The sequence below is a fragment of the Nitrospira sp. Ecomares 2.1 genome (assembly GCF_965152585.1).
In genome coordinates, this window is the sequence record NZ_OZ224219.1 from 1,088,962 (window position 1) to 1,111,434 (window position 22,473).

General features: G+C 47.6%; 22 protein-coding genes and 2 pseudogenes. 16 read left to right on the plus strand and 8 right to left on the minus strand.

Features of this window, described 5'->3' with window-relative positions:
• The first annotated feature begins 378 nt into the window (after positions 1-378).
• The 6 genes from ACWHYD_RS04840 to ACWHYD_RS04865 all read left to right on the plus strand — a co-directional run bounded on the left by ACWHYD_RS04840 (position 379) and on the right by ACWHYD_RS04865 (position 7,264).
• Positions 379-1,992 (plus strand): Gfo/Idh/MocA family oxidoreductase, encoded by a 1,614-nt coding sequence (locus ACWHYD_RS04840; RefSeq protein ID WP_447964788.1) that lies wholly within the window; start codon positions 379-381, stop codon positions 1,990-1,992.
• 17 nt (positions 1,993-2,009) lie between these two features.
• Complete coding sequence (locus ACWHYD_RS04845; RefSeq protein ID WP_447964789.1) at positions 2,010-3,146, plus strand: DegT/DnrJ/EryC1/StrS family aminotransferase; 1,137 nt, start codon at positions 2,010-2,012, stop codon at positions 3,144-3,146.
• Positions 3,147-3,828: 682 nt separating this feature from the next.
• Entirely contained in the window at positions 3,829-5,040 is a 1,212-nt protein-coding gene (locus ACWHYD_RS04850; protein ID WP_447964790.1) for a glycosyltransferase family 4 protein, read from the plus strand.
• The gene (locus ACWHYD_RS04855; protein WP_447964791.1) at positions 5,037-5,951 is read left to right on the plus strand and encodes an NAD-dependent epimerase/dehydratase family protein; all 915 of its coding nucleotides are present in this window, start codon (positions 5,037-5,039) and stop codon (positions 5,949-5,951) included. The genes ACWHYD_RS04850 and ACWHYD_RS04855 overlap by 4 nt, the downstream gene beginning before the upstream one ends.
• A complete protein-coding gene (locus ACWHYD_RS04860; protein WP_447964792.1) occupies positions 5,932-6,939 on the plus strand; it encodes an MraY family glycosyltransferase in 1,008 nt (335 codons plus the stop codon). The genes ACWHYD_RS04855 and ACWHYD_RS04860 overlap by 20 nt, the downstream gene beginning before the upstream one ends.
• 115 nt (positions 6,940-7,054) lie before the next feature.
• Positions 7,055-7,264 (plus strand): hypothetical protein, encoded by a 210-nt coding sequence (locus tag ACWHYD_RS04865; RefSeq protein WP_447965915.1) that lies wholly within the window; start codon positions 7,055-7,057, stop codon positions 7,262-7,264.
• Here ACWHYD_RS04865 and ACWHYD_RS04870 read toward each other — a convergent pair.
• Complete coding sequence (locus ACWHYD_RS04870; protein ID WP_447964793.1) at positions 7,201-7,365, minus strand: integrase core domain-containing protein; 165 nt, start codon at positions 7,363-7,365, stop codon at positions 7,201-7,203. The two genes, ACWHYD_RS04865 and ACWHYD_RS04870, sit on opposite strands and share 64 nt — an antisense overlap.
• Positions 7,366-7,492: 127 nt before the next feature.
• On the opposite strand from ACWHYD_RS04870, the gene ACWHYD_RS04875 reads away from it, so the two are divergent.
• Positions 7,493-7,813: a transposase gene (locus ACWHYD_RS04875; protein WP_447964794.1), complete on the plus strand. Its 321-nt coding sequence runs from the start codon at positions 7,493-7,495 to the stop codon at positions 7,811-7,813.
• The gene (locus ACWHYD_RS04880; protein ID WP_447964795.1) at positions 7,810-8,115 is read left to right on the plus strand and encodes an IS3 family transposase; all 306 of its coding nucleotides are present in this window, start codon (positions 7,810-7,812) and stop codon (positions 8,113-8,115) included. Before ACWHYD_RS04875 ends, ACWHYD_RS04880 begins: the two co-directional genes overlap by 4 nt.
• A gap of 131 nt (positions 8,116-8,246) precedes the next feature.
• On the opposite strand, the gene ACWHYD_RS04885 is transcribed toward ACWHYD_RS04880, so the two are convergent.
• Both ACWHYD_RS04885 and ACWHYD_RS04890 read right to left on the minus strand, forming a co-directional pair.
• Entirely contained in the window at positions 8,247-8,444 is a 198-nt protein-coding gene (locus ACWHYD_RS04885; protein WP_447964796.1) for a hypothetical protein, read from the minus strand.
• Complete coding sequence (locus ACWHYD_RS04890) at positions 8,441-8,767, minus strand: helix-turn-helix domain-containing protein (protein ID WP_447964797.1); 327 nt, start codon at positions 8,765-8,767, stop codon at positions 8,441-8,443. Before ACWHYD_RS04890 ends, ACWHYD_RS04885 begins: the two co-directional genes overlap by 4 nt.
• A 62-nt stretch (positions 8,768-8,829) precedes the next feature.
• Between ACWHYD_RS04890 and ACWHYD_RS04895 the strand changes: the two are divergent.
• Positions 8,830-9,786 (plus strand): annotated as a pseudogene (locus ACWHYD_RS04895) (IS256 family transposase); the annotation flags it as partial.
• Between the two features lie 64 nt (positions 9,787-9,850).
• On the opposite strand, the pseudogene ACWHYD_RS04900 reads toward ACWHYD_RS04895, so the two are convergent.
• A pseudogene (locus ACWHYD_RS04900) lies at positions 9,851-10,977 on the minus strand (IS3 family transposase).
• A gap of 477 nt (positions 10,978-11,454) precedes the next feature.
• On the opposite strand from ACWHYD_RS04900, the gene ACWHYD_RS04905 reads away from it, so the two are divergent.
• The 7 genes from ACWHYD_RS04905 (at position 11,455) to ACWHYD_RS04935 (ending at position 20,401) form a co-directional block, all read left to right on the plus strand.
• Complete coding sequence (locus ACWHYD_RS04905; RefSeq protein ID WP_447964798.1) at positions 11,455-11,625, plus strand: DegT/DnrJ/EryC1/StrS family aminotransferase; 171 nt, start codon at positions 11,455-11,457, stop codon at positions 11,623-11,625.
• Positions 11,626-11,841: 216 nt separating this feature from the next.
• The gene (locus ACWHYD_RS04910; RefSeq protein ID WP_447964799.1) at positions 11,842-14,388 is read left to right on the plus strand and encodes a polysaccharide biosynthesis protein; all 2,547 of its coding nucleotides are present in this window, start codon (positions 11,842-11,844) and stop codon (positions 14,386-14,388) included.
• Between the two features lie 342 nt (positions 14,389-14,730).
• Entirely contained in the window at positions 14,731-15,483 is a 753-nt protein-coding gene (locus tag ACWHYD_RS04915) for a polysaccharide biosynthesis/export family protein (RefSeq protein WP_447964800.1), read from the plus strand.
• Positions 15,484-15,609: 126 nt separating this feature from the next.
• Positions 15,610-16,755 (plus strand): polysaccharide biosynthesis/export family protein, encoded by a 1,146-nt coding sequence (locus ACWHYD_RS04920; RefSeq protein ID WP_447964801.1) that lies wholly within the window; start codon positions 15,610-15,612, stop codon positions 16,753-16,755.
• Between the two features lie 3 nt (positions 16,756-16,758).
• Positions 16,759-18,237 carry a GumC family protein gene (locus ACWHYD_RS04925; protein ID WP_447964802.1) on the plus strand — a complete coding sequence of 493 codons (1,479 nt, stop codon included), beginning with the start codon at positions 16,759-16,761 and terminating at the stop codon, positions 18,235-18,237.
• 109 nt (positions 18,238-18,346) lie between these two features.
• Complete coding sequence (locus ACWHYD_RS04930) at positions 18,347-19,615, plus strand: AAA family ATPase (protein WP_447964803.1); 1,269 nt, start codon at positions 18,347-18,349, stop codon at positions 19,613-19,615.
• A 9-nt stretch (positions 19,616-19,624) separates the two neighbouring features.
• Entirely contained in the window at positions 19,625-20,401 is a 777-nt protein-coding gene (locus tag ACWHYD_RS04935) for a CpsD/CapB family tyrosine-protein kinase (RefSeq protein WP_447964804.1), read from the plus strand.
• Between the two features lie 50 nt (positions 20,402-20,451).
• On the opposite strand, the gene ACWHYD_RS04940 is transcribed toward ACWHYD_RS04935, so the two are convergent.
• The 4 genes from ACWHYD_RS04940 to ACWHYD_RS04955 all read right to left on the minus strand — a co-directional run bounded on the left by ACWHYD_RS04940 (position 20,452) and on the right by ACWHYD_RS04955 (position 22,411).
• On the minus strand, positions 20,452-20,787 hold the full coding sequence (locus tag ACWHYD_RS04940; protein WP_447964805.1) for an integrase core domain-containing protein: 336 nt from the start codon (positions 20,785-20,787) through the stop codon (positions 20,452-20,454).
• Positions 20,788-21,026: 239 nt separating this feature from the next.
• Entirely contained in the window at positions 21,027-21,401 is a 375-nt protein-coding gene (locus ACWHYD_RS04945) for a hypothetical protein (RefSeq protein ID WP_447964806.1), read from the minus strand.
• A gap of 44 nt (positions 21,402-21,445) precedes the next feature.
• Positions 21,446-21,595: a transposase gene (locus ACWHYD_RS04950; protein ID WP_447964807.1), complete on the minus strand. Its 150-nt coding sequence runs from the start codon at positions 21,593-21,595 to the stop codon at positions 21,446-21,448.
• 141 nt (positions 21,596-21,736) lie between these two features.
• Entirely contained in the window at positions 21,737-22,411 is a 675-nt protein-coding gene (locus tag ACWHYD_RS04955) for a glutathione peroxidase (protein WP_447964808.1), read from the minus strand.
• Between the last annotated feature and the right edge of the window lie 62 nt (positions 22,412-22,473).

Sequence of the window (22,473 nt, forward strand, 5' to 3'; positions counted from 1 at the left end):
CACGGGGCCATTCAAATGGCGACGGGTGAGAGTCTGTCTATTAGGCAAATGGCTGCAGAACGCATGAATCGCTCTGCGCTGATGGAGCATCGTCGCTCGGTCGCCACCCAGCTGCCGTGGGCGTTTTCGGCACGGGCACAGATGTACCCCTTGTGAACTTCCAGGGCGATGTATTCCCTAAGGGCTCCTCTCCTTGAACACGTATCCTATCCCTCGACCATGGCGGAATACGGCACTTTAATAATAATCAGAATAACACTTATACCCCATTCTCCTAATTGTCATTGCGTGCTATCATTTTTCCTAAAAGCATCTATCATTGGTCGACAAAAAATCAATTTAGAAGATTCAGTTTTTTTAAAAGAGGGAGTTTTATGTATGACGACTTTTTTAGAGAGTGAGCAGCAATCGTATGGATCGCCTCGTGTCGCGGTCATAGGGACCGGTTACTGGGGAAAAAATCTGGTTCGGAATTTTCATGAACTCCAAGCGCTTGCCGCCATTTGTGATAGTGATGACAAAAATCTTCACTCCATTGTCGAGAAATACCCTTGCGGAAAAGTGACAAATTCGTATGGTGACGTGTTAACCGATTCTAGAATTAAAGGTGTGGTCATTGCCACTCCTGCCGAGACCCATGCCGATATGGTGCGTCAAGCTTTGTTAGCCGACAAGGATGTGTTCGTTGAAAAGCCTCTTTGCCTTTCCGTGAAAGAAGGCCGAGCGCTTGTGGAGCTTGCTAGTGAGCGCCAGTGTGTTCTGATGGTGGGCCATTTGCTTTGGTATCATCCCGCTGTGCTAAAGCTCAAGGAGCTGATCGAGGAAGGGGAGCTTGGGCGTATCCACTATATTTATTCAAATCGCCTGAACTTGGGGAAAATCAGGCGCGAGGAAAATATTTTATGGTCATTCGCGCCTCATGATATTTCCGTAATTTTGGGATTGGTAGGGGAACTTCCGACCGACGTCCAAACCCAAGGCGGCAACTACCTTCATCCCAACATTGCTGATGTGACCGTGAGTTTGTTGTCTTTCCCGAGTGGAGTGAAAGCCCATATCTTTGTGTCCTGGCTCCATCCCTTTAAAGAGCAGAAGTTAATCGTCGTTGGAGACAAAAAAATGGCGGTTTTCGATGATATGGAAAAGAAAGACAAGCTTCTTCTCTACCCTCACTCAATTAACTGGAAACAGCAGGTTCCGGTCGCCAATAAGGCTGAGGCACAGATTGTGTCTCTGGAGGCGACTGAACCGTTACGAGCGGAATGTCTTCATTTTTTAGAATGTATCCAGACGAGGAAATCTCCACGGACCGACGGAAAAGAAGGGTTGAATGTGTTGGGTGTCCTCCAGCAATGCCAGCAGGCTCTTGAGGGTGGGAATGTGAAAACGCCTTCCGTCTCGGCGCCACCTTCCAGTCCCAAGCCCTTCTTCGCTCACGCGTCGGCGTTTGTTGATGATCACGTGGAAATTGGGGAGGGAACGTCTATCTGGCATGTGTCTCATGTGTTAAAGGGCAGCCGGATCGGCAGGAACTGTAAAATTGGTCAGAATGTGGTGATCGGTCCCAATGCGGTCATTGGCAATGGCGTAAAAGTCCAAAATAACGTGTCGGTGTATGAAGGTGTGACCCTGGAGGATTTTGTGTTTTGCGGCCCATCTATGGTGTTTACCAATGTCTTTAATCCCCGAAGCGAAATCCCTCGTATGCAGGAATTAAGGCTTACTCGTGTGCGAAAGGGCGCCACTCTTGGGGCCAATTGCACGATTCTTTGCGGGTTGACGATCGGCGAATATGCCTTTGTCGGTGCTGGGTCGGTCGTGACGAAAGATATTCCGGACTATGGACTGGTCGCCGGGGCTCCTGCAAAGCTTATAGGATGGATGTGTGCCTGCGGAACGAAATTAGTGTGGGAAGCGGAGAAGGCTGTTTGTGCCTGCGGAGAAAAGTATCTGAAGACCGGCGCCGTGGTCTCCCGTGTTTTTAACCATTAGAAGAAATGAGGTACTCCGTGAATGTTCCATTATTGGATTTACATGCTCACCATCAGCCCATCCGCAAGGAAATGTTGTGTGCGATTGAAGGGGTGCTGGAAAAAGGCGATTTTATATTAGGCGGAGAGGTAAAAACTTTGGAGGCCCGGATTGCTGAATATTCGCAGGCACGCTTTGGCATTGGCGTCTCATCCGGGACCGATGCATTGCTGGTGTCGCTCATGGCGCTGGGGATCGGCCCGGGAGACGAGGTAATCACCACCCCCCTCTCGTTTTTCGCCACTGCCGGCGTCATTTCGCGGGTAGGGGCCAAACCGGTGTTTGTAGACATTGATCCGGTGACCTACAATCTGGACCCTCACAACATCGCTAAAGCGGTGACATCGAAAACGCGGGCCATTATCCCGGTGCATCTCTATGGGCAATGCGCCGATATGGGGCCTATTCTGAATGTGGCCAAGGAATATGGACTGGCAGTGATTGAAGATGCGGCACAAGCGATCGGTGCTGAATACCGGGATGGCCGTCGCGCGGGAAGCATGGGAAATTTGGGATGTTTGTCCTTTTTTCCGAGTAAAAATCTTGGCGCTGTGGGGGATGGCGGCATGGTAGTGACCAATGACGAAAATCTGGCCGACCAAGTGCGTTTACTCCGAACGCATGGCGGGCGCCCAAAATATTATCACAAGGTGATTGGAGGTAATTTTCGTCTCGATACGATTCAAGCCAGTGTGTTAAACGTGAAGTTGGCATATTTGGATCGATGGACGGCTTTGCGCCAACAGCATGCGGAACAGTATGAACGGTTGTTTTTAGAAAGCGGCTTGATTGAAAAGGCGGGGTTACGATTGCCTGTCGCGGTATATCGAGAGAGCAATGTAAAACATTTTCATATTTACAATCAATTTGTCATTGGACTTCCCAATCGGGAAGCGCTTCGGACCTTTATGAAAGATAAAGGCATCGGAACCGAGGTCTATTACCCGGTCCCGTTTCATCTGCAGGAGTGTTACCAGTCTCTTGGTTATTGTGAAGGGGATTTTCCCGAGGCGGAGCTGGCTAGCCGTGATTTGCTGGCAATTCCAGCTTACCCTGAACTTACCTCTCAACAGCAGCAGTATGTTGTTAACGTCATACAGGACTTTTTTAAATAAGAAATTTACTTGGATAAAGTATATCTGAAGTGGCCACTCTATGGCTGCCGTCTAGCGATGTACTAAGGGCTCTCGAGTGGGTGTAGCGTCTGATGCGCCAGATGGGACTGCGTGCATCTATCCCAATGAACAGGCACAGGGGCACGGACACAAGATTTGTCCTTACCGACTGCGTGGGCGAGCCGGTATTCGGTCCAATCAGGCATAGTCGATTGATATCTGTGACATTCTGATTTGCCAAAAGCTTTATGTATCTCAGGGTATTCAGGACTAGTCCTTTCGCGGAATTTTGACTTGGCTGGCATTGAATACCCTGGAGATCGAGGCCTGCGTGGAGGCCTTAGGAAAATCTCTGCGGCGCTAAAGAGTCCCAGAGATCTTGAACACAGATCAGGGAGCGCAATACACCAGGGATACATACTGGCCTGGCTCAAATCCCACGGCGTTACGATAAGTAGGGATGGGAAAGGCTGGTGCTTAGATAATGGGTTTGTCGACGGCTCTGGTAAAACGTACGGTATCAGGACGTGTTACTCAGCGTATTATGAGTGGCCGGTTCTATTTTTATTATCCACCCGGGAAAACCCCCAAAATATTTAGAATCATTTATTGAATACGGTTTGCAAGCGGAAGGATCTTCTCAAATTTACGAACCGAGGTTTTTGGGGGAAACTAAAATTCCATGAAGTATCGGATTTGGATAATCAATTACTTTGCAGGCAATCGGGATTCAGGTTGGGGGGAGCGCCATTTCTTTTTGGCAAAGGAACTTTTACAGAAGGAGTGCGAGGTTCTAATCATTTCATCGGCCAGCAACCACTTATTCGATCGAAGGATTGAGTCAAATTGCCATTTTACAAATGAGACATATGAAGGGGTGCAATTTTGTTGGGTTAAAGTCCCACAATATCATCCTCAAAGTGTTTTGCGCTTTTGGAGTATGGGTGTGTTTGCATTGAAATTGTTTTTGTTTCCCATTCACAAACATCCAGTTCCTTTATGGATTATTGTCTCATCTATGCCCATTTTTTCCATACTCCCTGGGCTATTTCTAAAATGGAAGTTGAAATGCAAGAAGCTGGCTTTTGAAGTGCGGGACCTTTGGCCACTCACACCTGTGTATTTGGGAAAAGTCTCTCCCATGAATCCAATGATTATTCTTATGAAACTTCTTGAGAAGATTGCCTACCGGCGATCGGATATTATTATCTCTTTGCTTCCCAGGGCCGATCGATATATTAATCCCATTTCTCGTATAGCAGATAAATTTATTTATTTACCCAATGGGTTCAGTGAAGAGGTGAATACACAGGATGATTTACCTTTTGATCTTGACTCGGTGCTGCCTAACGGTAAGTTCATTGTTGGATACGTTGGTACGCTCGGCGTGGCGAATGCCATGAGTTATGTTATTCGAGCCGCTAATCTGCTGAGAGAAGAAGAAAATATTCATTTCATGATTCTTGGAGATGGCTATCTCAAGGAAGATCTCATGAAGGAGGCAGACGGCTTATGTAATATTGAATTTTTACCAAAAATTAAAAAAGGAATGGTCTCAAAAGTTGTTTCATGCTTTGATATTGGTATTATTAGTTGGCATAAATCGCCTCTCTATCAATTTGGGGTTTCTGCCAATAAATTGTTTGATTATATGTATGCTTCGAAGCCCATAGTCTTTGCCGGCAATATTCCTGAAAATCCAGTAGAAAAAGCTAAATGTGGAATCTGCATTGAACCCGAAAATCCTGAAGCAATAAAGCAGGCAGTTCTATCCCTTTATTTTATGAATAAAGTTGAACGTGAAGTTCTGGGAATGAATGGGAAAAATTATCTCTCGGAATATCATTCCTATTCTGTTCTGGCCACCCAATTATTTTCTAAGTTGACCGAATGAAGCAAGTACTCGTCACAGGTGCCTCCGGGTTCCTTGGGAAGCATTTGGTTGGAAATCTTAAGCTAGATTTCGAATTGCTTACCATAGGAAGAACGAAAGTCAATGATATTGTTTTTGATCTTAGTTCCGGACCATTTTTGAATTTGGGTCCATTGGATTGCGTTATTCATGCTGCTGGCCTTGCCCATACCATTCCTTCCTCAAAAACGGAGCAAAATAAATTTTTCTTGATAAATCTTGGGGCAACCGAAAGTTTATTGAAAAGTCTTCTTCATGGAAAAACGTTGCCGAAATCATTTGTATATATAAGTTCTGTTTCAGTGTACGGATTGATGAGAGGAGAAAATATCTCTGAAGACCATCCAATGCAGGCGATTGATCCTTATGGAAAAAGTAAAGTTGAGGCAGAATGTTTATTGCGGCAATGGTGTGATGCGCATGGTGTGGCACTTGCAATTTTACGGCTGCCGCTTGTGGCTGGCGCACATCCACCTGGAAACCTCGGGGCTATGATAAACGCCATAAAAAATGGGCGCTATTTTAGTATTGATTTGGGAAGGGCTAGGAAAAGCATGGTGATGGCCTCCGATGTAGCAAAGATCATCCCACGGGCAATGCATTTTCCTGGCGTTTACCACCTGACGGATGGTCATCATCCTTCATTTTTTGAACTTGAGGGCATCATTTCAGCGCAGCTGGGTATTAGAAGACCGAGAAATATTCCAGGCTTCGTCGCCCGTCTTATCGGTTCCTGTGGAGAGTTAGTGGATGCCATCGCTCCCGGGAGATCGCCAATTAACCGTGGAAAAGTTGAAAAAATAACTTCAACTCTTACCTTTAATGATCAAAAGGCCCGGCAAGTGCTAGGTTGGAATCCCAGTCGAGTGATTGATGTTTTTAGAATATTCTAAAGCTGTTTTTCTCATCGCAACATTAATAGCACTTATTGTCGCGAATCAACTTTATTTTAAAATAGCCCTTCACGCAGGAATTGTTGATATTCCGAATCAACGCAGCTCACATCTATCGCCCACCATACGTGGTGGGGGAATAGTCTTCGTAGTCGCTCTCCTGTTCTGGTCTTTTTTTAATATCAAACTGTATCCATGGTTTATTGTTGCAGCGTTGTTAATAGCTATTGTGAGTTTTGTTGATGACGTTCGGAGCTTGCCTGCATCCGTCCGTTTTTTTGTACACCTCGTCAGCATCATTTTGCTTGGAATTCAGGTTGGGCTGTTTGACGAGCCGATTTGGATTCTTTTTCTGATTATCGTTGTTGGTGTTGGTGCAATAAATGCCTTTAATTTTATGGATGGGATCAATGGTATTACCGGAATATATGGTCTGGTCAATCTCTTGACTTTTTTCTTTATCAATCATGAAATCATCCATTTCATGGATGAAAGCCTACCACTCTATATCTTGATGAGTATTTTGGTGTTCCTTTTTTATAATTTCCGAAAACGGGCTTTGTGTTTTGCCGGTGATGTTGGAAGTGTGACCCTGGCCTTCATTCAGGTTTTTTTGTTGGTGAAATTGATTCTTGTCACGCAACAATTCGCTTGGATATTTTTGTTTTTGGTTTTTGGTGTCGATTCAACATTGACTATTTTGTATCGGTTGAGAAATGGGGAAAATATATTTAAACCACACCGGTCACATTTGTACCAATATCTTTCGAATGAAATGGGGAAATCACACCTGATTATTTCCAGTGTTTATGGACTATTGCAGTTGGCAGTTAATGCTATATTAATACTTTTTCTTCCTAATAGTTCCGTTGGGCTAGTAGTATTATTTGCCACAATTTTTGTGGTTTTGTATGTTGTAGTTCGTGAGCAGGTCTTATTTCGATTGGGTATTAAGGGGTTTGTGGGAGATTTCAAGCTGTCTGTGTAAGTGGCGAGAGTTATTCTCGAAAGTAGTGCATGGAGTGAGTTGAAAAGACGCGGCGTCTCGGGTTGCAATGAGTGTTGCAAGACATCCACCACAACCACAAAGGAGAGACGCCACGATGCAAGAGCGTACCAAAACAGAGCAAGAAGATCGAGGAAGGCCCGATGCGCTGACGGACTTGATTCGGAGTGGAGCCCAACAGCTTCTCGCCCACGCCCTGAAAGTGGAGGTGGCCGAACTGTTGGCTGTAATGCTCCCCCGAAATCAAGCCACCTTTGCTCCTTGTTCACGTCGATATCTCCGCGGACTTTTGTACTGTAAGGCCTGATGCGGCCGCTCCTCGTTGTACCATTGCATCCAGGTTGAGACCGCCCGGCGCGCATCCTCAAATCCCGCAAAGTGGTATTGCCACACACATTCCTCTTTCAAACTGCGAAAGAACCGTTCAATGAGCCCATTCTGTTCCGGTGTATATGGCGTAATAAACTCCTATACTGCTCCCCTTGAAAGTGAGACCACCTTTAAGACATAACCCATTTCTTAAAGGAGGGAATCGATGGGACAGGACGAACCGATTGACCGCTGGATGGCGAAACGACGAGCTGCTCTCGTCTTACGCGTACTGAAAGGTGAAACGTCAGTGGCGGAAGCGGCCCGACAGCATGGGTTGACGGTGGCCGAGGTCGAGGGGTGGCAAGATCAGTTTCTTCGGGCTGCAGAAAACGGTCTGCGGCGGCGGCCCAAAGACGAAGACCTGCTGAAGGAGGAACAGATGAAGAAACTCAAACAGAAGATTGGGGATCTGGTGGTAGAAAATGATGGCTTACGGGAGGCCTTGAAACCATACCCTTTGGGCCGGGAGATGTCCGACGTGTGAAAGCGACCTTTCCTGACATCTCAGAGCGACAGACCTGTCGGGTCTTACGTGTCGCAGGATCGACGCTCCATCGGACGGCCGCGAGGAAGGAAGCCCCTCCCACACTTGCCGAGCCTGTAGTCATGAAGCTGCACACACTCATTCAAGAGTATCCGACCTATGGCTACCGCCGGCTGTGGGCGTTGTTGCGGTCTCGAGAGGGACTGGCGATCAATCGGAAAGCGGTGTATCGCGCCTTACGGATAAAGCAATGGCTGGTGCATCAACGAACCCGCACGCCTCGCCCTTGGGCCCAGCGCTGATTACTGTGCGGCGCGCGACTCCGCAGCCGTTGAGTCCGGGGCCGCAAGGCCGGGCGCCGTTGATGAACCAACCAGCCTTTTACCCGCAACACCCGATGCACGGCTTTCCGGTTGAGGCATTGCCCCTGGCCTTACCGCAACAAGGCCCATAACCGACGATGGCCATCAGTCGGGTGCTGTGCAATGAGGGCCTGTAGTTGGGTCGCCAAGACTCCTGAGACCATAGCCTTACGAGCTGAGGCTGCAGGAGCCCGTCGGACGGTGGCTCGCCCCGCGTCCAAGACCCGACAGACCCGGCGTTCCGAGACATCCGTGTGGGCCGCTTTCACACGTCGGATGTCCCCCGCGCTAAAGGGTACGGCTTCAGAGCCTCCCGCAACACATCATTGTCCACCACCAGATCGCCACTTTTCTGCTTGAGTTTCTTGTTTGGTTCCTCCTTCAGCGCCTCTTCATCTTTGGGCCGCGCCCGTAACGCGTTTTCCGCCCCCGTGAAAAACCGCTCCCGCCATTCCTCAATTTCTCCCACTGTGAGGCCATGCGCCCGCGCCGCTTCGGCACAGGTGGTTTCCCCCTTTAAAAGGCTCATGAGCAAGGTGAGGCGTCGTTTCGCCGTCCACCGTTGAATAGGTTCGTTGGGTTCGTCAGTCATGGTCCACCTCCTGTTTGAAAATTATGTCTTATGGGTGGACTTAACTTCGAGGGGAGCAGGATATGGCGGCCTATGGGGACCAGCGGGATGAGCAGGGACATGCAAGGGTTGTCCTCAGCGGCCATCATCCGACGCGAGAGATTCAGACGGGCATTGGGCCGGTGACGGTGCAGGTGCCAAAAGTGCGGAGTCGCCAGGGCGACCCGGTGACGTTTCGCTCAGCATTGGTGCCGCCGTATGTGCGCAAGACGGCCAGCCTGGAAGCGGCGATCCCGTGGTTGTATTTGAAAGGCATCTCAACCGGGGAGATGCAGCCGGCCCTGGAAGTCCTCGTGGGCCCAGAGGCCAAGGGGCTGTCCGCGAGTACGGTGGCTCGGCTCAAGCAGATCTGGCGGGAGGAGTATACCGTCTGGCGGCAACGGCGGCTTGATGCTGACCAATGGGTTTATATCTGGGTCGATGGGATTTATAGTGGCTTACGAGCGAAGCAGCAGCGCTTGTGTGCGCTGGTCGTGATCGGCATGAATGTCCATGGGGAGAAGCAGCTGTTGGCCATGGAAGATGGCATGTGCGAGTCCACCCAGAGTTGGCGCGAAGTCCTGTTGCAGCTGAAAGGCCGAGGACTGACCGCTCCGGCCTTGGCCATTGGCGATGGCGCCCTGGGCTTCTGGGCCGCGCTGGAGGAAATCTTTCCTGGCACGCGCCACCAACGCTGTTGGTGTCACAAGACACAGAATGTCTTGAATGCCCTGCTGAAAAGTGCGCAGCCAAAAGCCAAGCAGGCGTTACAGGAGATCTGGGGATCGGAGACCAAAGGGCTGGCTGAGCAGGCCTTTGACGGGTTCCTCGAGACCTATGAGCTCAAATATCCCAAGGTGACAGCCTGTGTACAGAAAGATCGGGAAGAGCTGCTGATGTTCTATGCGTTTCCGGCTGCCCATGGGCCGAGTCTCCGGACGACGAATCCCATCGAATCAACCTTTGGCACGATTCGGCATCGAACGGCCCGCACGAAGGGGAGAGGTGGTTCCCTTTCTCTGAACACTCGAACCCCATTCTTAAGTGGATACGCACCCCCATGAATTATGCGACCTCAGCCACTGGCAACCGAGTGAAATACGCCGTGTCTGGGGCCAGTCCCGTATGTGCCTGATGTGGGCGATGCGTATTGTAAATGCAAAATACCGTTTCAGCCCTTGCTTGACCTCGTTCGGGGTCTCATCGGCGTACAGGTATATATCCTCATACTTGACGGATCGCCATAATCGTTCGACAAAAATATTGTCACGCCACGCGTTTTTGCCGTCCATGCTCACTTGAAGGCCTTGATCTTGAAGCGCTTGAATGAATCGCGCACTGGTATATTGACTGCCTTGATCGGTGTTCATAATGGCCGGGCAACCATATGTCTCAAGCGCCTCTTCCAAGGCATCCAAGATAAATTCCACCTCCATCGTCACCGACACGCGCCATGCCAGCACGCGGCGACTATACCAGTCGAGGATCACGGTCAGATAGACAAATCCATGAGCCATTGGGATGTAGCTGACGTCCGAGGCCCACACTTGATTAGAGTGCGTAATGGAAAGATTCCTGAGTAAGTACGGATACACGGGGTGGCCACGATGCGCCTGCGTCGTCCTAGGCTGGCAATAGCGCCTCGATGCCCATCCGTTTCATCAGGGTTCTGACGTGTTTCCGTCCGACGCAAAAGCCCTCCAATCGCAGAAGATCTCGCAGCATCCGCGATCCAGCGAATGGGTGGGCCACATGCCGTTGATCCAGACGATGCATCACTCCCAGTTCATGCTCACTGACTGGTGCTGGTTTATAGTAGAGAGAGCCTCGCGACAATCGGAGTGCCTTTGCTTGCTGCGAGACGGGTAAAGCATGGTTCCGGTCAACCATGGCTTTGCGCTCAGCCGTCCGGCCTTGCTGAGCGCGCCTTCTAAAAAATCATTCTCCAGCGTCAGTTGCCCAATCTTGGCATGAAGGGTTTTCACATCCACAGCCGGGGCCGTCTCGCGCCACTTCTCATCAAAGGCGCCGGGGGCCTGTTCCAGCAGCTGGGCTTTCCATTGAGCAATCTGGTTGGGGTGGACCTCAAATTTCTTCGCTAACTCAGCAGTGGTGAAATCGCCCTTCAGGGCCGCCACCGCCACCTTCGCCTTGAACACCGGGTTGTGATTCCGTCGGATTCGTCGACTCATGATAAGCTCCTGTGAATGACATGAAGATGTTTGAAACAGGTCTACTTATCCACTTAAGGCGGTGTCAAATTTTCCGGGACCACCTCTGTTAACAGGTGGCTTGATTTCTGTGGAGCATTACATTAACCTCAATATTTTCCAGGGGTTGCAATGAGTCAAGCCACTTCCGCATTAAGGGCATGGGCGAGAAGCTGTTGGGCTCCACTCTGAATCAAGTCCATCAGTGCATCGTTTCTTCCTCGCCCTGGTTTGCTACGCTCCTTCATCATGGCGTTTCTCCTTCGTGGTGGTCGTCTTCCAGCACCCATGGCAACCCGTGAGGCCGGGACTTTTCAGTTTAGGTCAAACACTACTTTCGGGTTTTGCTCGGATTAGGATTCACCCTGTAATGGAAAATGTTGAGTACAGCTGATATCCCTCCATCATTACATTTAGGCCTAGAAAGATTTAGTTCGGACAGAACCAAATGATAGATTATTGAATAAACAGGGCATCGGAACCAATGTGCATTTTATCCTCTTGCATCTTCACCCCTATTATAGGGATAATTACGGGTATCTCCCCAAAGTATTCTCTGTGTCTAGTTCCGTATTTGAAGGAATTATTTCTCTTCCCATTTATCCCAAAATGACAGAAGGTCATATCTAATATGTCATTGAGGTCGTCGCAACCCTTATCAAATCGCTCTGGCGATAAGTAATCGAGGCATTGAGACTCAGATTCTTGAAGCTTTCTAGTGGATACATGGTCTGTTCCCCCCTCCTTGTGGTGGTAGCTCTCCTTTTCCGTCTAATTGGAAAATGATAGAGATCAAAATTTACATTCCATTGAAGTGGTTTCAATGTTAATTCAGGAGTACCGGTGATGACTAAGCGTGTTGTTGACACCCTTGGTGCGTTTTTTGGCTTAGTGGTGTGTATGCCACTCTTTGTCCTGCTCGCCTTCCTTATTAAAGTGAACTCCCGCGGGCCTGTGTTATCCCGTCAGGTGCGCGTGGGACGAGGGTTTCGGCTATTTTGTCTGTATAAATTTCGCACGATTGAGCAGGACGTTTCTGCAAAGGGAGGGGAGGTGACCTATGGCGAAGATCCCCGTGTGACCTGCATAGGAAGGTATTTGCGCCAGTTGAAGCTTGACGAGCTTCCGCAGCTGTTCAATGTCTTGATAGGGGATATGAGTCTGGTGGGCCCCTGTCCGGAGGTGGCCTATTATGTTGAAAAGTTTAAAGATGACTATCATGATGTCTTGACGGTCCGGCCTGGTTTAACGGATCTGGCTTCTCTGAAGTACATCGATGAACAAGGTGTGCTCGGAAAGGTCGAGAAACCCGAAGACGAGTATACGAATAGGATCTTGCCTGAAAAAATCCGCTTAGCAAAGCTATATATTGAACATGCTTCTTTAGCTTTTGACCTCGCCGTTATTGCCCAGACGCTATTGCAACTGCTGGGCTTGCGGAGTGTCATTTTGAAGGTTACTGATCGTGACAATCATGATGAGGTGGCATTTTTTGAGGGGTCTGTGGTTTTCCAGCTTATAACCAAATACCGGCGGCCCATTATCATAACGCTGGATCTGGGCCTGATTGTGTTGTCCTATTATTTGGCGTTCTGGTTAAGGTTTGACGGTCACATCCCTCAAGATGCCACACAACTTTTTCTCAAGACTCTGCCAGGTCTGCTTGTAATTCGTGGGATAGCCTTTGGGGTTTTTCGCCTTAATGAAGGGCTGTGGCGGTATATTAGTATCTGGGATTTTAAGAAAATTACTGGTGGGGCGTTGGCTGGGACTGTGGTGTTCTATGGCCTCGTCAATTGGGGGTTTGGTATCCCCGGCTATCCTCGGTCTATTTTTATCATTGATAGTATTCTTTTAGTCGGGTTTCTTTGTGGGATCCGGCTTGCTGTTCGAATTTTTCGGGAGCGAAAGATTTTGAGGAAGACAAAACGAGTCCTCATTATTGGGGCTGGCGATGCGGGGGAAAATATCGTTAGGGAGATGCAATCGCATTCCACCTCCTCCTATACGCCCATTGGATTTGTGGACGATGATGTCTCCAAAGTGAGCAAGCGCATCCATGGAGTCAAAGTTCTGGGAACACGCCAGGATTTGTCACGCATTCTTCACACGTACATACCGGAGGAAGTCTTGGTGGCCTTGCCTGGGACGAATTCGGCCGTTCTTCGAGAGATTACAGCACTGCTGGCTCCCTTTGATGTGCGTATAAAAACTCTGCCGAACTTGGGTGACATCCTGGAAGGCAAAGTTACGATCAATCAAATCCGGGACCTCGCGATTGAGGACCTGCTTCAGCGCCCACCTGTGGGGTTGGATCCCCTGCCCGTTCGCAATTTAATCGATGGGAAGCGAGTATTGGTGACCGGAGCAGGTGGGTCCATTGGTTCGGAACTCTGCCGTCAAATTGTCGCGCTTGCTCCTAAGGCCCTCATCCTATATGAACGACATGAGAACAGTTTATACGCGATTGCGGGGGAGCTGACGGACCAGGGTCATGCCGGTGTGATTCATGAGGTGCTGGGAGATATCACGGATGTTCCACGTCTCCACGAGACATTCAAGAGGTACCGTCCCGAGATCATATTCCATGCGGCGGCCCACAAGCATGTACCGTTAATGGAAGCGAATCCCGGAGAAGCTTTTAAGAATAATGTCCTGGGCACACGTTTGGTGGCCGAAGCGGCCGCACACTTTGGTGTCGAGCATTTTGTGTTGATTTCAACAGATAAGGCCGTGAATCCATCCAGTGTCATGGGGGCGACCAAACGGGTGGCGGAATTGGTTGTCCAGGCCATGGCGAGTCAGAATAAGAGTCAAACGCGATTTCTGACCGTTCGCTTTGGCAATGTTTTGGGCAGTAATGGCAGTGTCGTGCCCCGTTTCCAAAAACAGATAAAAGCTGGCGGACCAGTCACAGTCACAGTCACACATCCTGAAGTTCGCCGCTATTTTATGCTCATTCCTGAAGCGGTGATCTTAGTATTACAAGCTGCTGCCCTTGGGGAGCAAGGCGCTATTTATGTCCTGGAGATGGGCGGACAAATTAAACTTTTGGATCTCGCGCGAAACCTCATCCGACTCTCTGGTCATGTGCCTGAAAAAAATATTCCCATTCAGTTTATCGGTCTTCGCCCTGGAGAAAAACTCGAAGAAGAATTGGTTGGGGAATGTGAGCGAGCTGTGCCTTCATCAATTGATAAGATCCTCAGGATTCAATCAATCCAATCCCTTGATCAGGCATTCCTGACTAACATTCTGAGCAAGTTGGAGGATGTCCAGATATTGGGCCATTCTCCCTCGGTGATTGAGCTTCTTCAGCAGTTGGTGCCGACTTTTCAACGTCCTGAAATTTTGGAACTGGCAGCGATGGGTGAGGAATATCAAATTCATTGATAAGATTGTCTAGCTAAAGCCTGCGAGTTGGACGGATGGTCGGTGACAATAGGTTGAATCTTGATTCTGCTAGACAACCGATAGGATCCAAATTTCCTGTTACTCTTAATTTTCAGTTCGATTCATCCGAGAGAACCTAAAGCCCCAAGCTTGCTTGATCTTGATAAAAATTGTCTTTATAAGTTAATGTTTTTAGTTAGGGTAAAAAGGTGTGAATTGATTACCCTTGCCTGCAAGCGGCAGTTGCTGTGGTAAGTAAGTTTCCCCTCGTTATTGGTGGTAAAATGGAAAATATCTTTTAGAAACATATGCTTGAGTGAATCGATAAGGCTTCCTGGCCGGATGGTGTCAATTGGGTTATCTAGAGAGGGTTTGCCACTAATGAAGGAACTTAAGAGGATGAGAATTCTATTTGTTTTGGGTACGTTTATTCTCCTGTGTGGTTGTAATTCAGGGTGGAAGGGAATGAAAACCGTTGATGCTTCAAATTTGGAACCCGATGGTTACCCTGCTTTTTCTGGAAAAACACCAGTTGATCCTCCATCTTTGGTTCCTGGGCAAGAGCATGAAAAAATCAATATCGATGATCCGCGTTATATAATCCAACCTGGCGACCAATTAAGCGTAAAATTCTTTTTTAATCCGGAATTAAATGAAGAGAATTTAGTTGTGCGCCCTGATGGGCATATTTCCCTCCAATTGGTTCATGAAGTTAAGGCCGCAGATTTGACACCCATTCAGCTTAAAAGCATATTGGAGAAAAAATATGTTGGACAACTGAAAAATCCGGAGATTGCCGTCATTGTTCGCTCAGTCCGGGAGCCTTATAGAATCTATGTCGATGGAGAAGTCAAAACACCAGGAGAATATGAAATGGTCGGATCACTAAGTGTGTTGCAAGCCATTGCGCGTGCCGGCGGTATGAAGGAGGACACGGCTAAGAAAGGCGACGTGAAAGTCATACGAGAGGATCAAGATGGTCAGAGATTTGTTATTAATGTGGATTTGGATAGGGCTCTCAATGGAGGGGATTTGAGCCAGGATATTCGACTGCTTCCGTCTGATATGGTTTATGTCCCCAGGTCATTTTGGTAGGTCAATGTGTTTGCATGTGTAAGTAAGAATGTTGCCTGCATTTCCAGGCTCAATCCTTTTCTAATTTATAATGGAGATTAATACCATTAAGGGAGATTTGTTTTGAAAAGGAATGAAAGGAATACTGTGGATATTACAAATATTCAGTTAGCTTTTCGACGTTTCTATACACATTTTCTGATTACGCCAATCACAGCGCCTCTTTTACTCGCACTCGTCCTGGGTGGGGGAATTCTCGTCCATCAGGCACCCGCTTTTGCCGACCCCGGATCAGTAGTAATCGGAAAGGCTTCGAACCCTGAAGATATAGAAAAAATTGACAATGAAGTCTTTTCGATTATGAAACAACAACTCCGCTCTTATCAACAGAGTCTGGAGGAATCGGAGGGGCGTCTTCAAGATTTTCAACGGAAGCATGGAATAATTTTAATTGAAACCCAAATGAATCATCTTCTTGAACAGCGTAAATCTTTGGACAATTCATTAAAAGAGGCCGAAAACCATGTCAAGGGTTTTCAGGAGAAACTTGCCTGGATCCAGGGGCAGATTAGTCAGATTCCTCCTGAGGTCCCACTTTCGAGTTCGGACCAAGAGGGAGGGCTTGTTGGTGGGGCTAAGAATAATTTACTGAGCCTCCAATTAAAAGAGCAGGAATTATTGAACAAATATAACGAAAACAACCCTCATATTCAGTCTCTTCGAAGGGAAATGGAATTGATTAATCAGTTCATTGAGGAACAAAAAGTATTCTCCACCGGCAAGAACCCCCTTTATCTTGAGATGGAAATGCAATTATTTCACACGCAAGCTGAGCTCGTCTCGGCTGAAGCCCAAGCTGGAGTGATCAAGCAGCAGATTGCTGAAGTGGATAAGGAACTGAATAGGCTAAGAAATTTGGGGCCTGAACTCGATGAACTGCGGCGTCAAGTCACGGCAGATGAAAAAAATTATATTAATTACCTCACAAAAGTAGGGAAGACCCCCCCACAAGATTACCAAATCCAGGTTGGCGATCAGCTCGATATTAAATTCTTTTTTAATCCGGAACTCAATGAAACCGTTCTAGTTCGCCCTGATGGGCGTATCGCGTTGCAGTTGGTCGGTGAAATCACGGTTGTTGGACATACCGTAGAACAAATTCGAGCGATGTTAATCAAGACGTATTCCGGACAACTCAAGAATCCTGAAGTGGCTGTCCTTCTTCGATCAACAAATGTGCCTGGGGAAGATACCGGTACTACATCAGCCCAAGGAACTCCTGGAGGGAAATGAGATATGGAACCTGAGTACTCTGAAGCAGGAGATGGTTTTCCTTATCCTTTAGGAAGCGTACGAGATATTCTGACAGCCATTTTTAAGCATAAAACTAAGATAATTACTGTTTTTTTATTAATTTTTGGAATTGTCGCAGGCTATGTCTTCACATTGGTCCCTCTCTATGAGGCTAAAACCAGTCTCCTTCTGAAGCTTGGGAGGGAACATATATTCCGTCCTGAAGTAGGGAAAGAAGGTCAATTTGTTAAATATAATGAAGATGCCGCTCTTCAATCAGAAATGGAGATTATTTCGAGTAAAGACCTCATAAGACGGGTCGTGAGTACGTTAGGCATTGAAAAAGTCTATCCGGAATTTTTAGATCCTTCATTGGAGATTAGCAACCCTTTAGAGAAGGCTGTTTCAACCTTTTTGAAAAATCTTACACCCATCCCGGTCAAGGGTTCGAGCGTGCTTGAAATATCGTATTTGAATCCACGACCTGCGGTGGCAGCCGAAGCACTCAACCTCCTTGTTGACTTGTTGAAAGAGAAGCATCTTCAAGTGTTCAGCGATCCGAAGGCTTCGTTTTTAACGAAGCAATTACATACCTACCAGGAGAAATTAGAACAGTCAGAAGCAAATCTTCAGGCTTTTAAGCATCGGCATGATCTTTCCTCTCCCCTTGTCGAACAACAACGCCGTCTCCTGGATCAGCGGGCCACCCTGGATAGTGAATACAAGACGACCAAGAATAAGCTGCAAGGGTTGGTAGGTAAAATCGCTTCACTTGATACTCAGATGCAAACTATTCTCGATAATATTTCTGTTTCTAAAGTGGAAGAAGGGGGAAATCTGGAAAAGGCCAAAGCGGAATTATTTGCTCTGAAACGGGAAGAACAAAAGCTCTTAGCAAGGTACACTGAAACTAGTTTTCCTGTTTTGAGTCTTCGAAAAGAAATTGACCAGGTAGAACAGTTTATTCTCGCCGAACAGAAAAACGAACGCGCCAATACCATAGCCAGTGGAAAAAAAGCGATGTACAGCGCGCTTGAAAAGGAGAGGCTTGGGGCGGTGTCCGAGTCAACGACCCTCCAGGCAAGCCGTGAGGTAATTGCCCTTCAAATCGAGGATCTTGACAAAAAAATCCAGAGACTTGATGAATTAAATAAAGAAATGATTGTCCTGGAGCGGCAGAGGGCAGCAGATGAGCAAAATTACAATTTGTATCTTGCTCGGGTAGAGGAAGCGAATGTATCTGAAGAAATGGACCGGCTTAAGATGGCCAATATTAGTGTGATCCAACGAGCTGAGGTCCCCGGGGGGCCAGCGGGACGTTCTCCAATACTGCTTGTAACTTTGGGAGGGATTTTGGGGATAATGGCTGGAACCGGATTTGGACTTCTTCTAGAGTACTTTCAAGGTGCCTATACTCGCCCGGAACAAGCAGCAAATGATTTAAACCTCCCCCTCCTGGCTACTTTCGGTCAAAAGCTGTAAGCAGAAATTTAACACTATGTATCTGGCGTTTTACGGTCTCAAAAAAGAACCATTTCATACTACTCCTGACCCAAATTTCCTTTATCTGAGCCCCAGCCATAAGGAAGCGATGGGGGCTATTATCTATGGAATTGAGAGAAGAAAAGGTTTTGTCGCTATTTATGGCGAAGTCGGCGTTGGAAAAACGACGATTATTCGTGCGTATCTTGAAAAGACGAGTGACCGGAAACAGAAAACAGTCTACATTCTTAATCCAGTATTATCATTTCATGGGCTTCTGACCGACATATTTCGAAGCCTGGACCTTGTCCCGTCTTATGATGATTCCGCTGAGATGGTCAATCAACTTCAGGAAGCATTGATTCAAGAATACCGGCAGGATAGCACCGTTGTGCTGGTAATTGACGAAGCTCAAAATATGCCGGTTAAAACATTGGAGCAGTTGCGGCTGCTTTCTAATCTGGAAACCTCCACAGACAAACTCATCCAAATTGTTTTAATCGGGCAACCAGAATTAACAACATTGCTGAATCATCCTACCTTGAAATCCTTAAACCAACGCATTGCCCTCCGGGCAACAATACATCCGCTGCAACCGAAAGAGAGCCAAGCCTATATTGAGCATCGGATTGCACTATCATCATCCACCGGGGCGCCTTTATTTACGCAAGGGGCCATGAAACTGATTATTCGTGAGGCTCAGGGGATTCCACGGAGAATTAATATTCTTTGTGATAATGCGCTGATTACTGGATATGGCAAGCAACAAAAACCCGTCTCTATTAACGAGGTGCGAGAAATTCTTGTTGACATGAATGGCTCTCGTTCCTCATATCTTGTGAAGTGGGCGGTCGGTGTTGCCGTGGTCATTCTCTTGGCAATTGGAGCTTTTTTATTAAGCCCGATCTTTCTTCCTGGAAACGCTGGAGTATCCCAAGTCGGTCTGAGCGAACGTGACAGTCAGAACGTGAGGGCGACCTCCTCTGAAAAAATGTCTCAGGAAAGCATAGGTCAACCTGGAGAGCAGTTGATGCCTATGGCCTCATCTGGCTCAGAAATTGACAGACCTATTCCTCATACAGATAGAGGAGGGGAGAGTGTTGTGACGAAAACACCAGTCGAAAAGGTAATAGAATCAGCTAAGTCTGATGGTAAAATTAAGGGTCACACTGAAGCGGCTTCAAAGACAAGCCCAGTTTCTCCAGTTACCAGGGCCGTCAGAGAGGGGGATAATTTGAGTCGAATTGCCAATGAAGCCTATGGTTCTTCAAGCCGGCAATATGTGGAATGGCTCCGTCGGCATAACCCAGAAATCAGCGACCCCGATATCATTCTTCCAGGTCAAAAGATTGTGTTACCTGAGTACGTGAAAGAATAAGACAATATTATGAGTAAAATTTACGATGCTTTGCAGATTGCCTATGGGGAAAAGTTGGGTTCCGGGAATGAGTCCAAAAAAGAACCCATAGAAGTTCCTTCTGTGTCGATCCCATCGCCTTCTTTATTACAAGTTAGAAATACAACGTCTTGTCCAAGGCTTTATAATGAATCCGAATTGATGGTCATGGCACAAAATATCGCTGCACTTCTTCCAAGCCCTGACAAAAATGTCATTCAGTTCATTGGATCAAGAAAGGGCGAAGGTACGTCCACGCTTGTTCGGGAATTTGCTCTGGTCTCCTCTCAGCACAGCAATAAGCCTGTCCTTCTTGTTGAAGCAGATCTTATGCACCCCTCGCAGTATCAGGCATTCGGGATCGAGGCTAAATCCCCTTTGGATCATGTATTAAAGGATGGGAAAGCCCTTGATGGGGTCGTTTCTCAGGTTGACCAATCGAATCTTTTTTTAGCTACATTATCTTCCAAAGTTCAATCAGCTCTCACAACACGAACTTTTTACAATCCTACTGATATGTGGAAAATTGTTCGTGAGCAGTTTTCCCTCATACTCATAGATTCCTCTCCGGCCAATGTCACAGCAGATAGCTTGGCACTTTGTGAAACTGTTGATGGTATTGTGTTGGTGGTTGAAGCCGAACAAACCCGTTCGGCTGTCGCAAAAAAAGTCAAAGATCAGATTCTTATGCAGGAAGGAAATCTCCTTGGTATGGTGTTTACAAAACGGCATTTATATATCCCGGAATCTCTCTATAAATTCATCTAAGTTTCCCCTTTCCCAATCTGCCAGTTTTTTCTCTGTCATTTAACTTCACATTACTTTCTTCGTTGTTCCCTTTGAGGAGGATCTCCGCAGTAGTAAGCTTTCCAAAAATACAGACTGAGCCATACTAAATTTTTCTGTTTTGTGACGTTTGTCCCATTCCGAAATAGTTTCCAACCAGAACACAGGGCGGTTTCGGCCGTTTGAATGACCTGACATTGTCTCATGAACTCATTCGGTGTCAGGTGTCCGAGAGAGCTATGTGGGCGGCGTTGATTATTGTCCTGTCCCCACGCTTCGATGATCGTTTGGACGGCATGAGCGACTCGACCTGATGAACGACTTAAGCACTCGTCTCGCAACTGCCCGTAATTGGAATTTGGTGTCATGATCCAGGTTTTCGACCGCGGCCCTGGTTTCCCTTTCACCACACAATCCAAGGCCCTGCCTGCAATATTCCCGATATTCGAAACCCTGCCTCTGGGACTGGACTGTGGCGACTCCAGTTTTTTACGACTGGGAGAATCCGAAACGACCATCCCCTCGCCAGAGTATCTTGCACGAAATTCATGCTCCGGTGCATAGTTGGTCCCATGGGCGTGGGAGCGGGACCGCGATGCCAAGCCATCTATTTCCGTCTCCGAACCCGTATGCGGAGTTGGAGCCCTCCGAGTCGACAGACGGCGGATGGGTTTTTGATCCACCGGGGACTCTTCGCTACACAAGAAGACCCAGATCCCCAGATATCTAAATCGCGGACGGGCATACGCCCAATCAAGGATCCGATAACGCAAGGCCGATTTATCCTTGGCCCGGCTCCGTCGATACCTGAGGCACGCTTCAACTGAGGAGCTAACGGACAGGCCCGCCCACCACTCACCGTGAACGTCCCCTGAAACCACTGAACTAATTCCCGGCGGTGAACGGGGCCGCCGACTTTTTTTCGCAACGCTTCCAACAGCCTATGCTGACCCAGCGAGAGATAGGCTACTACTCGCTTCAACCGACCATTTTCTTATTCCAACTGCCGGAGTCGCCTTAATTCACTCACTCCAAATAGGCATACTTTTTCTTCCACCCAGAAAACGTTGTCTTTGCCACGCTTGGTTGGCGGCAGATGTTCCCCACCGAGGTGTCCTCTTCCTCTTGGGCCAGGGCAGAGATGACCGGCTCCTCCGAGAATTCAGAACGCTTCATAGATTTTTCCTTTCGTGTTGGACCACCGAAGCTGCCTTTTTTTTTTCTCGTTCTGATGGGCGTTCATTTTTGGGGCAGACGTCAATTGGTTCTATGAGTTGCATGCAGGAGTAGCAATAATATTGAGAAACGATCTTAGGTTTAGGAAAATCGTAGAGTATTTTCTATATCGTCCACAATCTGTGGAGACAGGGGCTTCTGTTTAGGATCATACCGAGCAATGACCGCTCCGTTCCGGTTAATAAGAAATTTTTGGAAATTCCAGGTGATCTCCCCCTTAAAGCTGGTGTCTTCGGTGAGATAGCGATAGAGGGGGTGCTTCTGTTCACCAATCACCGTGATTTTACTAAACAACGGGAATTCCAAGGAATACTTTGTATAGCAAAATTCCGCGATTTCCTTGTTGTCTCCAGGTTCCTGTTTGCCAAAGTCATTCGCCGGAAAGGCCAAAATCGTAAATCCTTGATCGCGGTATCGTTCATATAAGGTTTGGAGTCCGGCATACTGCGGCGTATTTCCACAAAAGCTTGCCGTATTCACGATCATCATGACCTGTCCTTTGAACTCGTTGAGGGAGCGTGGTTTATTATCAATATCTTCCATGGTGAAGTTGTAAATTTGTGAAGCCGGTTTATCCTTTGTGAAATCAAACTTTGAAGCTTGTTGATCTGAAGGGAGTAGTTGGGGCTGGGGTTCATTGGCAACTGCTTCTCCTATAGATGTTGAATACTCCTGACTACATCCGCTAAAGATTACTAGCGCACACAGTGTGGCTATTGAGGCATAACGAGGAATGAATAGATTTGTGCCTGCCATGGTGAATCCTCCTGAGATAATGGACAACCAGTCATTCGTTTACTCCAGTGTAATTCTGAACC